The 17289-nt window shown below is 61.9% G+C and carries 12 protein-coding genes and 2 pseudogenes; 7 read left to right on the top strand and 7 right to left on the bottom strand.

The window, feature by feature from the left end; all coding sequences use genetic code 11:
- Positions 1 to 563 precede the first annotated feature (563 nt).
- Positions 564 to 1535: pseudogene (locus ACW5W4_RS07235) on the top strand (IS256 family transposase); the annotation flags it as partial.
- A gap of 37 nt (positions 1536 to 1572) precedes the next feature.
- On the opposite strand, the pseudogene ACW5W4_RS07230 reads toward ACW5W4_RS07235, so the two are convergent.
- From ACW5W4_RS07230 to ACW5W4_RS07200, 7 genes and pseudogenes are all read right to left on the bottom strand, one after another.
- Positions 1573 to 1824 (bottom strand): annotated as a pseudogene (locus tag ACW5W4_RS07230) (transposase); the annotation flags it as partial.
- Between the two features lie 967 nt (positions 1825 to 2791).
- Positions 2792 to 3739 carry an IS481 family transposase gene (locus tag ACW5W4_RS07225; protein WP_456688915.1) on the bottom strand — a complete coding sequence of 316 codons (948 nt, stop codon included), beginning with the start codon at positions 3737 to 3739 and terminating at the stop codon, positions 2792 to 2794.
- A gap of 200 nt (positions 3740 to 3939) precedes the next feature.
- A complete protein-coding gene (locus ACW5W4_RS07220) occupies positions 3940 to 4920 on the bottom strand; it encodes a helix-turn-helix transcriptional regulator (protein ID WP_408796352.1) in 981 nt (326 codons plus the stop codon).
- A gap of 310 nt (positions 4921 to 5230) precedes the next feature.
- Entirely contained in the window at positions 5231 to 5617 is a 387-nt protein-coding gene (locus tag ACW5W4_RS07215) for a SirB2 family protein (protein ID WP_427263219.1), read from the bottom strand.
- The gene (locus ACW5W4_RS07210) at positions 5614 to 7470 is read right to left on the bottom strand and encodes a monovalent cation:proton antiporter-2 (CPA2) family protein (RefSeq protein WP_427263218.1); all 1857 of its coding nucleotides are present in this window, start codon (positions 7468 to 7470) and stop codon (positions 5614 to 5616) included. Before ACW5W4_RS07210 ends, ACW5W4_RS07215 begins: the two co-directional genes overlap by 4 nt.
- The gene (gene kefF / locus ACW5W4_RS07205) at positions 7470 to 8066 is read right to left on the bottom strand and encodes a glutathione-regulated potassium-efflux system oxidoreductase KefF (RefSeq protein WP_408796348.1); all 597 of its coding nucleotides are present in this window, start codon (positions 8064 to 8066) and stop codon (positions 7470 to 7472) included. The genes ACW5W4_RS07210 and kefF overlap by 1 nt, the downstream gene beginning before the upstream one ends.
- Positions 8067 to 8105: 39 nt before the next feature.
- Positions 8106 to 8948, bottom strand: a complete 843-nt coding sequence (locus ACW5W4_RS07200) for a LysR family transcriptional regulator (RefSeq protein ID WP_456688914.1) — start codon at positions 8946 to 8948, stop codon at positions 8106 to 8108.
- A gap of 132 nt (positions 8949 to 9080) precedes the next feature.
- Between ACW5W4_RS07200 and ACW5W4_RS07195 the strand changes: the two genes are divergently transcribed.
- The 6 genes from ACW5W4_RS07195 to ACW5W4_RS07170 all read left to right on the top strand — a co-directional run bounded on the left by ACW5W4_RS07195 (position 9081) and on the right by ACW5W4_RS07170 (position 17192).
- Complete coding sequence (locus tag ACW5W4_RS07195; RefSeq protein WP_456688913.1) at positions 9081 to 9803, top strand: SDR family oxidoreductase; 723 nt, start codon at positions 9081 to 9083, stop codon at positions 9801 to 9803.
- A 133-nt stretch (positions 9804 to 9936) separates the two neighbouring features.
- Positions 9937 to 10257, top strand: a complete 321-nt coding sequence (locus ACW5W4_RS07190) for a hypothetical protein (protein WP_408796342.1) — start codon at positions 9937 to 9939, stop codon at positions 10255 to 10257.
- 69 nt (positions 10258 to 10326) lie between these two features.
- Positions 10327 to 10770, top strand: a complete 444-nt coding sequence (locus tag ACW5W4_RS07185) for a DUF411 domain-containing protein (RefSeq protein ID WP_456688912.1) — start codon at positions 10327 to 10329, stop codon at positions 10768 to 10770.
- 211 nt (positions 10771 to 10981) lie between these two features.
- Positions 10982 to 13147, top strand: a complete 2166-nt coding sequence (locus ACW5W4_RS07180; protein ID WP_456688911.1) for a S9 family peptidase — start codon at positions 10982 to 10984, stop codon at positions 13145 to 13147.
- A 408-nt stretch (positions 13148 to 13555) separates the two neighbouring features.
- Positions 13556 to 14527: a TAXI family TRAP transporter solute-binding subunit gene (locus ACW5W4_RS07175; protein ID WP_456688910.1), complete on the top strand. Its 972-nt coding sequence runs from the start codon at positions 13556 to 13558 to the stop codon at positions 14525 to 14527.
- Between the two features lie 112 nt (positions 14528 to 14639).
- A complete protein-coding gene (locus ACW5W4_RS07170) occupies positions 14640 to 17192 on the top strand; it encodes a TRAP transporter permease (protein ID WP_456688909.1) in 2553 nt (850 codons plus the stop codon).
- The last annotated feature ends 97 nt before the right edge of the window (positions 17193 to 17289 follow it).

Here is a 17289-nt window from a genome sequence, read left to right as displayed (position 1 = left end):
GTAGTTCAGTCGGTTAGAATACCGGCCTGTCACGCCGGGGGTCGCGGGTTCGAGTCCCGTCCGCTCCGCCACTAATTTGAAAGGCCTTCCCTCATGGGAAGGCCTTTTTGCTTTTGCTCATTCGCGAAAGGACGAGAAAACAAGGGACAACAGACAGGGCTGCGACCTGGCACTGGCAACTCGGCCCCTGCCTGTTGTCCCTTGAGCTGGACTGCGTCCTCCCATCCGCTTCGCCGCTGCTTGAAAGCCCTGACCATCTGGTCGGGGCTTTGTTTTAGTAACATAGTGGAAGGATATCGAAGGCGATAAACAGCGTTGTATTCCGCCATGTTACACCTCTTTATCCGCAGACTGTTTCCCCCTACCGATGTTTTGAACAGGTCATAGGGAGGGCATTTGCTGCGTGAGCGGCCACCATCAGGACGAAGAGTACCCTCTCACCGAGAGGCTGTGCTGGCGATTGGGAGGGATGCCTTGGTGGGCAGAGGCTTGACCTGGTCAGGCCAATATCCTTGACGAGTCAGGTCAAGGTCTGATGGCCAGACACTCATATAAACACAGTGTCGCCTCGTGACCGCAACAGCTCCTTCGAGCCTCAGTTTGTCCGCAAGGGCCAGTCCCGCCTGACCCAGATGGACGACCAGATCCTCGCCCTCTACGCCAGGGGCTTGAGCACGCGCGATATCGTGGACGCGTTCAAAGAGATGTATGACGCCGACATCTCGGCGGGGCTGGTATCGAAGGTGACCGAACGTGTCATCGAGCAGGTCCACGAATGGCAAAACCGGCCGCTGGATCCGCTCTATCCCATCGTCTATCTGGACTGCATTGTGCTGAAGATCCGCGCGAACCAGCGGGTGATTAACAAGTCGCTCTATCTGGCACTGGGCATCAATATGGAGGGTCACAAGGAGCTGTTGGGCCTGTGGCTGGCCGAGACCGAAGGGGCAAAGTTCTGGCTGTCGGTCCTGACCGAGCTGAAGAATCGCGGCTTGGAAGACATCCTGATTGCGTGTGTGGACGGTCTCAAGGGCTTCCCTGATGCGATTGCAGTGGAGTATCCCCAGACCAAGGTTCAACTGTGTATCGTCCACATGGTGCGCAACTCGTTGCGCTATGTCTCCTGGAAGGACTACAAGGCGGTGACGGCGGATCTGAAGCAGATCTACCACTCTGCGACGGAACGTGAGGCTCAGCAGGCACTGGCGGCCTTCGGCGAGCGCTGGGATAGCCAGTACCCGCAAATAGCGCGCTCCTGGCAGGGTAACTGGGATAATCTGATCACGCTGTTCGATTATCCCCCCGCCATCCGGAAGGTGATTTACACCACCAATGCCATTGAGTCGTTGAACAGCGTGCTGCGCAAAGCGACCAAGCAAAGGAAGCTCTTCCCGACCGACGACTCTGCGCTAAAAGTGGCGTTTCTCGCGATACAGCAGGCCTCCAAGAAATGGACCATGCCGATCCAGAATTGGAAGCTTGCTCTAAATCGCTTTATTATCGAGTTCGGTGATCGCCTGAACGGTCACCTGTAATGGAGTGGGCAGTTACACAGAATCATTTACAGGCTCCACGAGGCGCCTGGATGGTGACCTCTCCGTGCTGCCCTTTGAGGCGTTTGGTGGAATAGCCATTGCGATTATTGCCGGTGCCACGGCCTTGTGGGGCGTGTTTCTGGTAGCCCAGATGCTCGTCCATTTCGGCATTGAGCGCGGTCTCGACGGTGAGCTTGATCAGCTGTTGGGTGAGGGTGCCGAGATCTTTTTCAGACTTGATGTCTTTGGCCAGCTCAGCAGCCAGAGCTTTGAGTGTGTCTTGGTCCATTTGCTTACCCACGAAGGTATCCTTTTGAAAAAGTTACTTATTCGTGGGCGGTTACACAATTGGATTTACAGGCTCAAGAAAAGGGGACGGCTCAGCCGTCCCCTTAAGTCGTGTCGTCCAGTCCATGAACTGCAAATGCTCCCTGCATTCCCTGACTGTATCCAAATCCGTTGGATTTCCTCTTCTCGATCCTTCGAGGTGTCCTTGAGTCTTCCTGACCAGGCAACCGATCCTGATTGCCGCACTCTCTCCGTCCTGGAGGTGTCCGTTACCACATCCGGTGGTGTCCTTGCGTCATCCTGACAGATAGTCATCCCGACTACCTCATCTTCATCCTGAAGCTCGTCCTAGCCACATCCAGTGGCGTTTCCAAGTCGTCCAGACCTATAACCATCCGGGTTATGTCTCTCCGTCCTGGAGGTGTCCATAACCACGTCCTGTGGTGATCCTTGTCGTCCTGATGGATGACCTCCTGGTCATCCAACCTCATCCCGAGGTGTCCTTTGACTAGTCCCTTATTCTTCTGGGCATGCATCCGTAGATGCCCGCGCCGTCCTTGTGAGATAGATAATAAGGGAACCAGGCAGGCTAACAAGAGGGTGAGGTGCGCGTCAGATTGCGAAAACGATTATATGAAATGGCGCTTTATCTATTTTATCGATGTGAATCAGTACTTTAGTTTGTTTCCGTTGAAACAGGACCGCTCGATGCGCGGCTTGGCGTACGGCATGAAGTAGCCGAATCCTACAGGGGGTATAGACGATCTCTCACAAGTGGAAAGAGGGGCATTTTTGGTTTCAAGAGGAACTTAACACTGGTTATAGATCATCAAATATTATTGAATCCTGCTGATGGTTATTTCAGCAGACGATATGGCTATGGTCGGGATGATCAGCAGGCCGAGATAGTCATAGCCAAGTAGAGGCGACCTTCTTGAGATCCTTGGATGCCCAGGATGAAAGCGCCGCTAGCTGTGTAAACCCGCCAGGTTGTTCACGGATTGAAGACGACTGATGGGGGGCTGGTAGCCCAGACTGGCATGAGGACGATGCCAGTTGTACTCATGCAGCCACGGTTGCAGGTGTTCTGCCCGTTGCTCTGACGAGTCATAGCTCCGTGCATAGGCCCACTCTCGCAGGGCTGTCTGAATGAAGCGCTCTGCCTTGCCATTGGTTTGGGGTGTGTTAGGCTTGGTGCGCATGTGCTTAAGTCCCAACCGACGACACAGCTTCCGGAAGCGTTTCGACCGATAACAGGCGCCATTATCAGTGAGTAGCCGACTGAATCGAATACCGAGCCGGGCGTAGTAGCGCAGCGCTTGTAACAGCGCCAGACAGGCACTGTATCTCGTTTCATCAGGATGCAGGGAGCTGAACGCCATGCGGGAGTGGTCATCAATCGCCACATGAGCATACTCCCATCCCGCACCGGGGGAATCCTGGCGGCGGTCACCGGTGACACGATGGCCGGGACGACGGAAATGTCCCAGCTTTTTGATGTCCAAATGCAGCAAATCACCCGGTTTTTCATATTCATAGCGTTGTACCGGAGCAGCAGGCTCCAGGTTAGCCAGTCGATTAAGTCCCCTTCGTTGCAGGATACGGGCGACTGAACTGTGCCCCATCCCCAAGGATTGGCTGATGTGCCGATAGGTCTGTCGCTGCTTGCGCAGCTCGATAATCCTCTGTTGCCGCTGCTCATCGATGGCATGGGGGCAGGATGCGGGGCGAGAAGAGCGATTATGCAAGCCATCAGGCCCCTCCTGACGATATCGATTGAGCCACTTGTAAGCGGTTCGGGTACTGACCCCGGCAGCGTGAGCGGCCTCTTCCACACGCAGGCCCTGTTGAAGGATACGCTGGACAAGAAGCTGTCGACCAAAGAGGGTTAATCGGGCATTTTTATGGTTGTTCACTCGGGCACCTCGGATGATTGGTTTGGTTGGCGCCTCCAATTCTGCGGGAATGCCCCGAGTGAACAACCTACAGAGAGATCACAGCTAGCGATGACGCACCCCGGCAAGCGTGCCTGCCGGGGTGAGATGATGGTCTGGCTGATTTGCCAGCAGGCAATGGTGTTATGGTGTTAGGTATTGGGGCATTCACTGCCCTACCCTCAGTTGGCTCGGGTGGTCGGATAGGCCTTGCGCAGAGACTCCGGCGCCAGCACTTCCAGGTTGCCTTCCATGTTATTGAGCCAGTTACGGAACTCCGGCGTGTCCTGCACTTCGGTTTCCACCACCACGCTGCGCTTGTCGTAGCGGGTCATGCGTGGGTTGTGTCCGGGGATCTGGCCATCGGCCAGGGTGGCGCTGTTGGCATCCATGCGTCCGACGAAGCGGATGGGACCGCTGACACCCTGGTAGGATTGCTCGCGGATCAGCCGCTGGATGTTGAAGTCCTTTGGCTGGGTGGCGCTGAAGTTGGTCAGCTCCACGTCCTTGATGTGGTCGAATGGTATGCCGTACACCTTGGGATCCAGCTCGGACAGGGTACAGAGCAGGGTCGGGCCATCGGCCTGGTTCAGGATGCCGAGGGGATTGATGCGGTCGTAGCAGAGCCACACGGTGCGCTCTTTGATGACACGCTGGATCTCTGCGCTGAACTTGCGGCCACGCCACAGGGCATCGCGGATCAGGGTGCTGCGGCGGATCTCCGGGTTGCCGGCGAAGGGGCGCGGGGATTGGTGCACGCTCTCGAGCCAGCGTTCGGCCAGTTCGCTCTGGCTGTCGCGGATCACCTGGCTGGCTTTGTCCACCAGGGGATTGAGTTCGGTCAGTACGCTCGCCGGCAGCAGCTGGCTGGCCTGATCGCTCCAGGTCTTGAGGGCGACCGCGAGGGAGAGCGGCATGATGTTGGCAAAGTCGTTGAGGCCATGGCGCTCAAAGCACCAGCCGTGGGGCTTGCTGCGCTCGTCCGAGGTGAGATCGAACAGGCCCATGCCGGACATCTCTTCCAGGTCCCGTTGCACGGTCCGCAGACTGACATGTATGCCTTCTTCTTCCAACTTAACCTGCAGTTGGCTGGCGGTCAGTTTATAGGGGCGGTGCGGGATGCAACGCGCCAAGGTCAGTTGTCGTAACAGCTTCTTGCTCATGGTGCTTGCCTTCACTGGATGAGTGTTGAGTGTATCCTAGACACCAGTTGCGACAGTCTATGTCGCAAGTTTTGCTGCGACAAGTGTCGCCATTTTCATACAGCTCCAGTTAAGAGTCTGATTTATATTGATTTAATAGTGATTTATCGCGTGATAAGCAGTGAAAATTAATGCGCGTTCGCCTCTGATCCGGCGAAGGTCACGGCTGTTTTCGAAACAAGGAGGGCGGCAGGAGGCGCGATGTCGAGCGCTGGGAGGGGGGAAGACGGGCGTGCTGTCAGGATGAAGGGGGGCCAGGCCCCCCTTGTGGTCAGGCGAACCAGGCCCAGGGGGACTTGCTGATGGCGACGCCCATGATGTAGTTGAACACCAGCAGGGCGGCGATCCCGGCGATCACCTTCTGCTTGCGGTCGGGGCGTTTGAGGGCCATGGCTCCGAGGCCTATGTAGATCACCAGGGCGATGATCTTGGCCATCAGCCAGGGCTGGGCTCCCGGGCTCATCTGCAGGGTGACCGCCAGCAGGATCCCGGCCAGCAGCAGCAGGGTGTCGTTGACATGGGGCAGGATCTTGAGCCAGCGCCGCTGCAGCAGGGGATGCTCGTTGATGGCGAGGGCCCAGCGGTAGATGAACAGCAGTATGCTGATGATGGCTAAGGTCATGTGGAGATGTTTGAGCAGGGGGTAATAGGCAATCATCTTGCTTCCTTGTCTTGGTTGGGGAGGCCGCTATTCCAGTTGTGAGCATGGGCATGCTCCGGCCCGAGCTGATCGTCTCGCAGCAGGTCGGAGAGAATGTCCCGGTACTGCAGGCTCTTGTTGATATAAGTGTGTTCGTCATCCAGGTAATTAATCTGCTCGCGCAGCAACCGGTTGTCATGACGCTTGAACATCTGCCCGGCACGCCAGGCCTGATTGGCCCGAAAGCCCAGGTTGGTGAGGGCTTCCACCCCCAGATCCACCGCCGAGCCCAGGGTCTCGCGGAACACACTGTCGACCCCGGTGCGCAAGATATTGTGGGCATGGGGTCTGTCCTGGGCCCGTGCCAGTATCTTAAGGTGCGGGAAGTGTTTCTTCACCATCTCGATGACGGCGAGGGAGGTGACGGGATCATTGATGGAGAGTACCAGCAGCCTGGCCTTGTGGGCACCGGCGGCGTGCAGCAGGTCGAGCCGGCTCGCATCCCCATAGAACACCTGATAACCGAACTTGCGCAACGTCTCTATCTGGCTGGCGTCCTGCTCCAGTATGGTGGTGCCTATGCCGTGGCCGTGCAGCAGGCGGCCCACTATCTGACCGAAGCGACCGAAACCGGCAATGATCACCGGGTTGTCCAGGGCCTGGGGCTGCTCGTGATCTGGGGTATCCGGCTGGCTGCGATAGTCGAACCAGGGCTGGATCACCCTGTCGTTGAGGATCAGCAGCAGAGGCGTCAGTGCCATTGAGAGCGCCACCACCAGGGTCAGCAGGGCGATCATCTCCTGGGGGAGCACCCGGTTCTGGCTGGCGAAGGAGAAGAGCACGAAGGCAAACTCCCCTCCCTGGGCCAGGGCGAGGGAGAAGGTCCAGCGCTGGCTCGGCGAGACCCGCAGCAGCAGCCCTATCACCATCAGCACCAGCCACTTGAGGGCCATCAGCCCTATCACCAGGGTCGGGATCAGTATGGGGTGTTCGGCAAACAGCCCGAAGTTGATGCCGGCACCGACCGACATGAAGAAGAGGCCCAGCAGCAGGCCCTTGAAGGGATCAATGTCCGCCTCCAGCTCGTGGCGATACTCGCTGTCGGCCAGCACCACCCCGGCCAGGAAGGAGCCGAGGGCGGGGGAGAGCCCCACCGACTCCATCAGGACGGCGATGCCGATCACCAGCAGCAGGGCGGCGGCCACGAAGATCTCCCGCATGTGGGACTGGGCGATGGCGCGAAACACGGGGCGCATCAGGTAGCGGCCGCCAAACACTATGCCGGCGATGGCGGCGGCCACCAGCAGGCCGTGCTGCCAGCCGGTCAGCCCGCTCTCATCGCTCTGGGTGATCGGTGCCATGGCGAGCAGGGGCAGCAGCGCCAGTATGGGGATGACGGCGATATCCTGGAACAGGAGCACGGCGAAGGCGGAGCGACCGCTTTCGCTCTGCATCTGCTTACGCTCCTGCAGGCTCTGCAGCACGATGGCGGTGGAGGAGAGCGCCAGGATGAGGCCGATGGCCACCCCCTGCTGCCAGGGCAGGCCGACGAGGACGGCGACCCCCGCCAGGGCGGCGGTCGACAGCATGACCTGCAGACCCCCGGTCCCCAGTATGGGGCCCTTGAGCTGCCAGAGCAGGGCGGGCTTGAGCTCCAGACCCACCAGGAACAGCATCAGCACCACGCCGAATTCGGCGAAGTGCATCACGTCTTGCCGCTCCCCCACCAGGCCGAGCAGGAAGGGCCCTATCACTATGCCCGCCAGCAGATAGCCGAGCACGGATCCCAGGCCCCAGCGTTTGGCCAGGGGCACGGCGATGACGGCGGCGGAAAGGTAGATGAAGGCGTCAAACAGTATGCCGTGTCCCATCAGATGGCCTCCAGCAGATCGCGCAGGTAGTCGACTCCGGCCAGCTGGGCCGGGCTGAGGCGCTCGTCGCGCAGGGCCAGCAGCAGCTGGCGGTAGTCCTGACCGCAGCGGCGCAGCGCCTCGGGATCCTTGAGCTTGTGGAAGGAGTGGAGCACGAAGGGGGGCAGCCAGTGCATGCCGCACAACCGCGCCGTCTGGCTGAAGGGACGCAGAAAATCGAGCAGCGGGCTGCTGTTGTAACCCGCCTCGCAGTAGGATTCGGGGGCGCCTCCCGTGGTGATGGCGGAGAGCCACTGCTTGCCCGCCAGACCATTGGCCTCTGGGCCATAGGCGTAACCGTACTCCAGCACCAGGTCCAGCCACTCCTTCATGATGGCGGGGCAGGAGTACCAGTAGAGGGGATGCTGGAAGACGATGATGTCATGCTCGGCGAGCAGGGCCTGTTCGCGCTTCACGTCGATCAACAGGTCGGGATAGTGCTGGTAGAGGTCGTGGACCCGGACCCCCTCCAGGTTCGAGATGGCCAGCAGCAGCTCGCGATTGGCCTTGGAGCGTTGCAGGGCGGGGTGAGAGAAGATCACCAGAATGCGTTTCATAGGGTCATGACCTGGGGCATGGAGTTGGATGGAAACTTATCAAGAAGCCGGCGTCCCGGCCAGTGCGGGGATCAGGGCGGCCAGGGCCGGGCTCAGGGTCTGGCGGGCCGGGTAGCAGAGTCCGATGCGACGAAACATCCGCGGCCCGTGCAGGGGCACGCAGCGCAAGGCGGGTTCCTCTTCGATCAGGCCGTCTGGTAGAAAACTGATGCCGGTCCCCGCCAGCACCAGGGCCAGCACCAGTCCCTTGCTCTGGGCCCTGGCCACCAGATTGAGGGTGAGCCGATCGCAGGCGAGCAGGCCCAGGGTCTGCTGGTGCGCCTCGCAGGGCGGGCACTCGATGAAATCCTGATCCTGCAGTTCCTGAAGCTCGACCCGATCGCGCCGGGCGAAGGGGTGATCGGCGGGCACGCACAGGACATAGTCCTCCTCCCACAGGGGCAGGAAGATCTCGTCTTCCCGCCGCAGTACGTCCAGGGTCAGCCGGGCGTCGGCCGGGGTCCCATGGTCGGACAGGGTGAGATCCAGGGAGGGGAGGTGGCCCTGGATGCGGCGCAGCAGGTCGGCGAGGCGCCGCTTGCTCAAGTCCGGCATCACGGCGAGGTTGAGCCGGGCCAGGCTTGCCTTCTGGCGAAACAGCTCCGGCAGGCGGCGCGCCTCCTCCACCAGCTTCACCGCATGGGGATAGAGGTAGTGGGCGGGGGGCAGGGCCTCCACCCCTCGCTTGCCCCGCAGGAACAGGCTGTCCCCCAGGCTCTCCTCCAGCTGGCGCAGGCCGGCGGAGAGAGAGGGTTGGCTGACGTGGCAGCACTGGGCGGCGGCCGTGATGTTCTTCTGTTCGTAGATGGCGATGAAAAAGCGCAGCAGTCTCAGGTCGAGCATGGGGTTGCCATAGGTATTTCGGATGATGGTCAGCGGAAATCTATATTTTTCGCCGATGGATGGCGCGACTATAGTGAATGGACTCAGCGCTGACCAGCCCTTTCATCTCATCTGAAACATAAGGAAGAGTCCATGTCCAAGCCCCTCGTCGTCGTGACCGGCGCCTCCTCCGGCATCGGTGCCGCCATCGCCCGCGCCTTCTCGGCCGCCGGCCACCCCCTGCTGCTGCTGGCGCGCCGGGTCGCCCCCATGGAGGCCCTGGCCCTGCCCGACAGCCTCTGCCTGTCACTCGATGTGACGGATACTGCCGCATTCAAGGCCGCCATCGAGCAGGCAGAGGCCAGGTTCGGCCCGGTCGGCTGCCTGGTGAACAATGCCGGCGTCATGCTGCTCGGCCAGGCCGACAGCCAGGATCCGGCCCAGTGGCAGCAGATGCTGAACATCAACGTGATGGGGGTGCTCAACGGCGTCCATGCCGTGCTGGCCGGGATGAAGGCACGGGGCAGCGGCACCATCATCAACATCAGCTCCATCGCCGGGCGCAAGACCTTCCCCAATCACGCCGCCTACTGTGCCACCAAGTTCGCGGTCCATGCCCTGACCGAGAACATCCGGGAAGAGGTGGCCGATCTGGGGGTACGCATGGTGACCATAGCGCCGGGCGCGGTGGAGACGGAACTGCTCAGCCACACCACGGACGAGGAGATCAAGGCCGGTTACCACGGCTGGAAGGAAAGCATGGGTGGCGTCATCGCTCCCGAGGTGATCGCCGAGGCCGCGCTCTACGCCTGGCGGCAGCCGGCCAGCGTCTGCGTGCGCGAGATAGTGCTGGCCGCCACTCGCCAGCAGCCCTGATACCCTGGCGGCAAGGGCCGCAGCGCCAACTTGCCTGCGGCCTGATCCCGATCAAGGGTTGCCCTGTCGGCGCCCTTGACCTGACCCCGGGGGGGCGGGTTAGCATGAACCATCTTCTGTCTCAGAGCCGCCCATGTTGCTGACCCCTCGCCAATTCGACCACGCCCGCCGCTGGCTGCCCCTCTGGGGTCTGCTGCTGGTGCTGATGTCGTTTGGCAGCCGGGCCGCCGCGGATCTCTGTACCCTGACCCCCCATTGCAGCGAGTCCGAGCGCAGCCTGGAAAAAGCCATGCCCTGCGGCAGCTTCACGACCGTGCTGGCCATGAGCCTGGTGAGCAGCGACAGCCTGATCCTGGCCGCGCTGGCTCCGGCCGCTCCTGACTTTCTCTCCCCCTCCCTCTATGTGCCCCAGCCACCGCTGGAGCGATTCGAGCGGCCGCCTCGGGCGCTCTGATGTGATCCTGACCCCTGCCGGGGTCCCGGGTTTCCAGTTCGAATCGACACAACATCAGACGAGGTCCCTATGTCCAGAGAGAAGATCCCAGCCCTCTGGCTGGCGCTGATGGCGGCGGGCACCAGCCTGTCCGCCCTGGCCGCCGAGCCGATGACGGTTTACAAATCCCAGTATTGCGGCTGCTGCGAGCAGTGGGTCAAGCACATGCAGGACAATGGTTTCGAGCTCAAGGTGGTCAATACCGAGCGGCTCGACCCCATCAAGGTGCAGCATGGCGTGACACCGCAACTGGCCTCCTGCCATACCGCCCTGGTGGAAGGGTATGTGGTGGAGGGCCACGTGCCCGCCGCCGACGTGCGGCGCATGCTGGAGCAGAAACCGGCCATCCGCGGGCTGACGATCCCGGGCATGCCCCAGAGCGCCCCCGGCATGGATATCCCGGGTCAAGCCTACCAGGTGCTGGCCATAGACGAGGCGGGTCAGACCGCGGTCTGGGCCAGCCACCCGGGCTGATCCCGGGGGAGACCGGGTGAGGATTTCCCCCATGTGAGGCACACCTGAGTGAATCTTGCCTCATCCGGGCTCCCGATCAGGGCCGTTCTCGCCAGAGAGCGGCCTTTTTCATGGCCGCCCCTTGCAACCTGGCGTGACAAGGGGCAGATTGTTGACCGATCAAGGGGGCGACAGTTCCCCGGATAACCCCTTAAATCGCCAAGGATGCGACATGTTCAGCTTTTCCCGCTGCCTCCTGCTGCTGGCTGCGCTCGGCGCAGGTGCGGCTTCCCACGCCAATGATGAGTCCCCCATGCCGATGACAGATGTGTCGATGACAGATAGCGCCCCCCAGCCGCCCAAGGCGGCCAAGCATCCCAAGAGCCTGAAGAAGCATGGGGAGACCCGGGTCGACAACTATTACTGGCTGCGGGACGACGAGCGCAAGAACCCCGAGGTGCTGGCCTATCTCGAGGCCGAGAATGCCTACACGGCGGCCCGGCTCGCCCCGAGCGCCCCGCTGCGGGCCCGACTCTACCAGGAGATGGTGGCGCGCATTCCCCAGCAGGATGCCTCCGTCCCCTACGTCAAGAACGGCTATCGCTACCAGACCCGCTTCGAGCCGGGCAAGGAGTACGGCATCCATACCCGCCAGGCGGTGGCGGGCGAGCAGGTGCAGACCCTGCTCGACGGCAACCAGCGCGCCGAGGGGCATGATTTCTACGAGCTGGGCGCCCTGGAGGTGAGCCGGGACAACCGCTGGCTGGCGGTGGCGGAGGATTACCTCTCCCGGCGCCAGTACCGGGTACAGTTCCTGGACTTGCAGAGCGGCCAGTGGGCCGCCGACACCCTGGAGAACACCTCGGGCAACATCGTCTGGGCCGCGGACAACAAGACCCTGTTCTACGTGCGCAAGCACCCGCAAACCCTGCTGCCCTACCAGGTCTACCGTCATGTGCTCGGCACGGATCCCGCCAAGGATCAGCTGGTCTATGAGGAGAAGGATGACACCTTCTACGTCGGCATCGGCGAGACCACCTCGGAAGATTTCATCGTCATCTCCCTCTCCAGCACCACCTCGGACGAGGCCTGGCTCATCGATGCCGCCAATCCCGGACAGGCGCCGCGGCTGTTCCTCAAGCGCCAGCCGGATCACGAATACAGCCTGGATCATTACCGGGGTCGCTTCTATGTGCGCTCCAACAAGGACGGCAAGAACTTCGGCCTCTACGAGACCAAGGAGAGCCCGGTCGATCGCTGGCAGCCGGTGGTGGCGCCCCAGGCCGACGTGCTGCTGGAAGGCTATGCCCTGTTCAAGCAGTGGCTGGTGGTGGAGGAGCGCAGCCAGGGGCTGACCCGGCTGCGGCAGATCAACTGGCAGAGCGGTGAGCAGAAAGAGATCGCCTTCGACGACCCCGCCTATGTCACCGGCCTGGCCTACAACCCCGAGCCGGATACCGAGCTGCTGCGCTACGGCTACAGCTCCATGACCACGCCCACCTCCACCTTCGAGCTGAACATGGCCAGCGGCAAGCGTACCCTGCTCAAGCAACAGGCGGTGGCGGGATTCAAGGCGGAGCGCTACAAGAGCGAGCGACTCTGGGTCGAGGCCAGGGACGGGGTCAAGGTGCCCGTCTCCCTGGTCTATCGCCAGGATCTGTTCGAGGCGGGCAAGGCGCCGCTGCTGGTCTACGGCTATGGCTCCTATGGTGCCAGCATGGATCCCGACTTCAGCTCGGCGCGGCTCTCCCTGCTCGATCGCGGCTTCGTCTATGCCATCGCCCATGTGCGCGGCGGCGAGGAGCTGGGTCGCCAGTGGTACGAGGATGGCAAGCTGCTGCGCAAGCAGAACAGCTTCCATGACTTCATCGACGTGACCCAGGCCCTGGTGGCCCAAGGCTATGGCGCCCGGGATCAGGTCTATGCCATGGGTGGCAGCGCCGGCGGCCTGCTGATGGGGGCCGTCATCAATCAGGCCCCCGAGCTCTATCGCGGCGTGGTGGCCCAGGTGCCCTTCGTCGACGTGGTGACCACCATGCTGGACGAATCCATCCCTCTCACCACCGGGGAATATGACGAGTGGGGCAACCCGAACAAGAAGGTCTATTACGACTACATGCTCGGCTACAGCCCCTATGACCAGGTCAAGGCCCAGGCTTACCCCAACCTGCTGGTGACCACGGGTCTGCATGACTCCCAGGTGCAGTATTGGGAGCCGGCCAAGTGGGTCGCCAAGCTGCGGGAGCTGAAGACGGATGACAATGAACTGCTGCTCCACACCGACATGGAGGCGGGCCATGGCGGAAAATCCGGTCGCTTCAAGGCCTATGAGGATATCGCCCTGGAGTTTGCCTTCGTGCTGCAACTGGCCCAAGCGGAGACGGTCGGGCGGGGCTGAATGACAGTCAGTCGCGGCCCGATCGGATCGGGCCGCGCCATTTGTTAATGTTTATGACTCATGAGAATCCCGGTTTCCCCAGTGAGGGAGAGAATAGGATGACGCCTGTCATAAATTACGCTATTTCTATAGGCGTTTTTGCACTGCTGTTTGATTTATGTTGACGGTGTGTGGTTAAAATCAGAGTGCGTTATTTTTGATTTGCTTGATAAATCAGGTAAATCTTCTTCGGTCGGCAGGATGCTGGCGTCTGGTCGCAGGACGAGTGACAACCTTGGTGCCGCCACCTCTGGTGGGCACCATTTCCATATCGGGGTCGAGACGGACCAGCCTGGTGCTGAGGGCCGCTCCTTTGATTTCACCCGGGAGTCGGGTGATGTAAAAACCAATGAAAAAAGGATGGAAAACATGAAAGGATTATCCTTGGCGTGCGCCATGTCTGCCGTGCTGGCTGCTACCTCCTTCGGTGGGGCCGTGCAGGCGCAAGAGCGTTTCGTGACGATCGGTACCGGTGGTCAGACCGGCGTTTACTATGTCGCGGGTCAGTCAATCTGCCGCTTCCTCAACCGGGGTGCCGCCGATCACCAGATCAAGTGCAACGCGCCGGCCAGCGGTGGCGGCGTCGCCAACGTCAACGGTATCCGCAGCGGTGAGTTCAACTTCGGCATCATGCAGTCCGACCATCAGTTCAAGGCGATGAAAGGCCTGCCCCCCTTCCAGGCCGAGGGTGCCATGGAGGATATCCGTGCCGTCTTCTCCCTGCAGAGCGAGGTGTTCACCATACTGGCTCGCCGCGATGCCAAGATCGCCGGCTTCGACGATCTGAAAGGCAAGCGCGTCAACATCGGCAACCCGGGCTCGGGCCAGCGCGACACCATGGAAGAGATCATGGCGGTCAAGGGCTGGGACAAGTCGGCGTTCAGCCTGGTCTCCGAACTGAAACCGGCCGAGCAGGCGTCCGCCCTCGGTGACAACAACATCGATGCCATGAGCTACTTCGTTGGCCACCCGAACGGTGCCATCCAGGAAGCGACCACCACCACGGACGCCGTGCTGGTCCCCGTGACCGGCGCCGAGATCGACAAGCTGCTGGCCGAGAAGAGCTACTACACCAAGGCCGAGATCCCCGGTGGTCTCTACAAGGGCAACGACCAGCCGACCCCGTCCATCGGTGGCAAGGCCGTACTCTCCACCAGTGCCAAGGCCGATCCGGAAGTGGTCTACCAGCTGGTGAAGTCGGTGTTCGACAACCTGGATCGCTTCAAGCGTCTGCACCCGGCCTTCGCGGATCTGAAAGAAGCCGACATGATCAAGGTCGGTCTCTCCGCCCCGCTGCATGAAGGCGCGGCCCGCTACTATAAAGAGCGCGGCTGGCTGTAATCAGGGACCCTGCCGGGTCACGTTAGCGGTATCTCGACACTCGTCAGCGCCTGGTCTCCCAGCGGGCTGGCGAGTGTTGTTCTTGTTGTAACCCTTGGCAAAAGTTCACCCTATGCAAGACAAAGCACTCTCGACAGAAGAACTCATCGCACAGGACGTGGGGGCTCGCCTGCCCGTCGGCGCCATGGGCTGGATCATCACGGTACTGGCCCTCGGCTGGTCGCTGTTCCAGCTGTGGATTGCCTCCCCCCTGCCGTTTCTGGTCGGTTTTGGCGTCCTCAATGACACCGAGACCCGGGCCATTCACCTCACCTTCGCCCTGCTGTTGGCGTATCTGGTGTTTCCGGCCTTTCGCCGCTCTCCCAGGGACAGGGTGCCGGTCGCCGACATCGTCCTCGGCCTGGTAGCCGCCTGCGCCGCCTCCTACCTGTTCGTCATGTATCAGGACCTGGCCCAGCGCCCCGGCAACCTCACCACCGCCGACCTGGTCACCGCCTGCATCGGCATTCCGCTGCTGCTGGAAGCCGCCCGCCGCGCCCTGGGCCCGGCCCTGGCAGTGATCGCCCTGGTCTTCCTGATATACAGCCTGGCCGGTCCCTGGATGCCGGGTCTGCTGGCCCATCGCGGGGTCAGCTTCACCGCCCTGGCCAACCATCAGTGGATCACCACCGAAGGGGTGTTTGGCATCGCCCTCGGGGTCTCCACCAGTTTCGTGTTCCTGTTCGTGCTGTTCGGCGCCCTGCTGGAGCGGGCCGGTGCCGGTCACTACTTCATCCAGCTCGCCTTCAGCATGCTGGGTCACCTGCGCGGCGGTCCCGCCAAGGCGGCCGTGGTGGCCTCCGGCCTGACCGGCCTCATCTCGGGATCCTCCATCGCCAACGTGGTCACCACGGGCACCTTCACCATCCCCATGATGAAGAAGGTCGGCTTCAGTTCGGAGAAGGCGGGGGCGGTCGAGGTGGCCTCCTCGGTCAACGGCCAGATCATGCCTCCCGTGATGGGGGCCGCGGCCTTCCTGATGGTGGAGTACGTGGGCATCCCCTATGTGGAGATCATCAAGCACGCCTTCCTGCCGGCGGCCATCTCCTACATAGCCCTGCTCTACATAGTCCACCTGGAGGCGCTGAAGCTCGGCATGCAGCCCATCGGTGGCCATGAGCCCAGGCCCTGGCTGCGTCGTCTGACCGGCTTTGCCTTCGGCGCCTTCCTCATCAGCGGCTTGTCGCTTGCGGTCTACTATGGCCTGGGCTGGCTCAAGCCCGCCCTTGGTGACTACGCCCTGGAGGGGATTGGCCTGCTGCTGGTACTGGTCTATGTGGGTCTGCTCAAGATCGCCGCCAGCAACGAGCCGCTGCCGGCGGAAGATCCGGACAAGCCGCTGACCGAGCTGCCCAAGACCCGCTCTGTGCTGCTCTCCGGTCTGCACTTCCTGTTGCCCGTGGTGGTGCTGGTGTGGTGCCTGATGATAGAGCGCCTCTCCCCCGGGCTGTCCGCCTTCTGGGGCACCGTCATGCTGGTGGTGATACTGCTCACCCAGCGGCCGCTGCTCAACTGGCTGCGCACCGATGGCAAGCATGACTACGGCGCCTTCAGCGACGGCGTGGTGGACCTGAGGGAGGGGCTGATCGCCGGTGCCCGCAACATGATCGGCATCGGCATCGCCACCGCCACCGCCGGCATCATAGTGGGCGCCGTCTCCCAGACCGGGGTGGGCCTGGTGCTGGCGGATCTGGTGGAGGTGCTCTCCATGGGCAACCTGCTGCTGATGCTGATGCTGACCGCCCTGCTGAGCCTGATCCTCGGCATGGGGCTGCCGACCACCGCCAACTACATAGTGGTCTCCAGCCTGCTGGCCCCCGTGGTGGTCACCTTGGGCCAGCAGAACGGCCTGATCGTGCCCCTCATCGCCGTCCACCTGTTCGTGTTCTACTTCGGCATCATGGCGGACGTGACCCCGCCGGTGGGGCTGGCGTCGTTCGCGGCGGCTGCCGTCTCCAAGGGCGATCCCATCAAGACCGGGATCACGGCGTTCTACTACAGCCTGCGTACCGCGGCACTGCCCTTCCTGTTCATCTTCAACACGGATCTGCTGCTGATCGATGTGGACTTCGCCCACGGGGTGCTGATCTTCGTGGTGGCGACCATCGCCATGCTGATCTTCGCGGCGGCGACCCAGGGCTTCTTCCTGGTGAAGAGCCGCTGGTACGAGAGCCTGGCCCTGCTGCTGGTGGCCTTCACCCTGTTCCGCCCCGGTTTCTGGATGGACATGGTGCACAACCCCTATCGCGATACGCCGCCGGCCCAGCTGGCCCAGACGCTGGGTGAGGTGGAAGCCGAAAGCACCCTGCGCCTGCGGGTGGCCGGGGAAGATGCGGTGGGCAAGCACAGGGAGTACAGCCTGCTGCTGGCGGTGCCTCAGGGTGCCACCGGCGAGGATCGCCTGGAGGCCCTGGGGCTGACCCTGTACGAGCAGGATGGCAAGACGCTGATTGACAACGTGGCGTTCGGCAGCCCGGCGGCGGATGCCAACCTGCAGTTTGATCAGCAGATAGTCGCGGTGAGAGCCCCGACCGACGGCTGGCGCAAGGAGCTGATGTGGCTGCCTGGCTTCCTGCTGTTCGGCCTGATCGTGCTGCTGCAACGCAGACGGCAACAGGCGCTCTGAGCAGGTTGCACAACGGTCATGACAACGGCGCTTCGGCGCCGTTTTTTGTTGCGCCGCCTTGGGGGAGGCGGGCAAAGAGAAGGCGCCCGCAGGCGCC

It is taken from the genome of Aeromonas crassostreae (assembly GCF_054052445.1).
The sequence above is the reverse complement of the archived record's forward strand: the minus strand, read 5'-3'. Positions and strand labels throughout refer to the sequence as shown.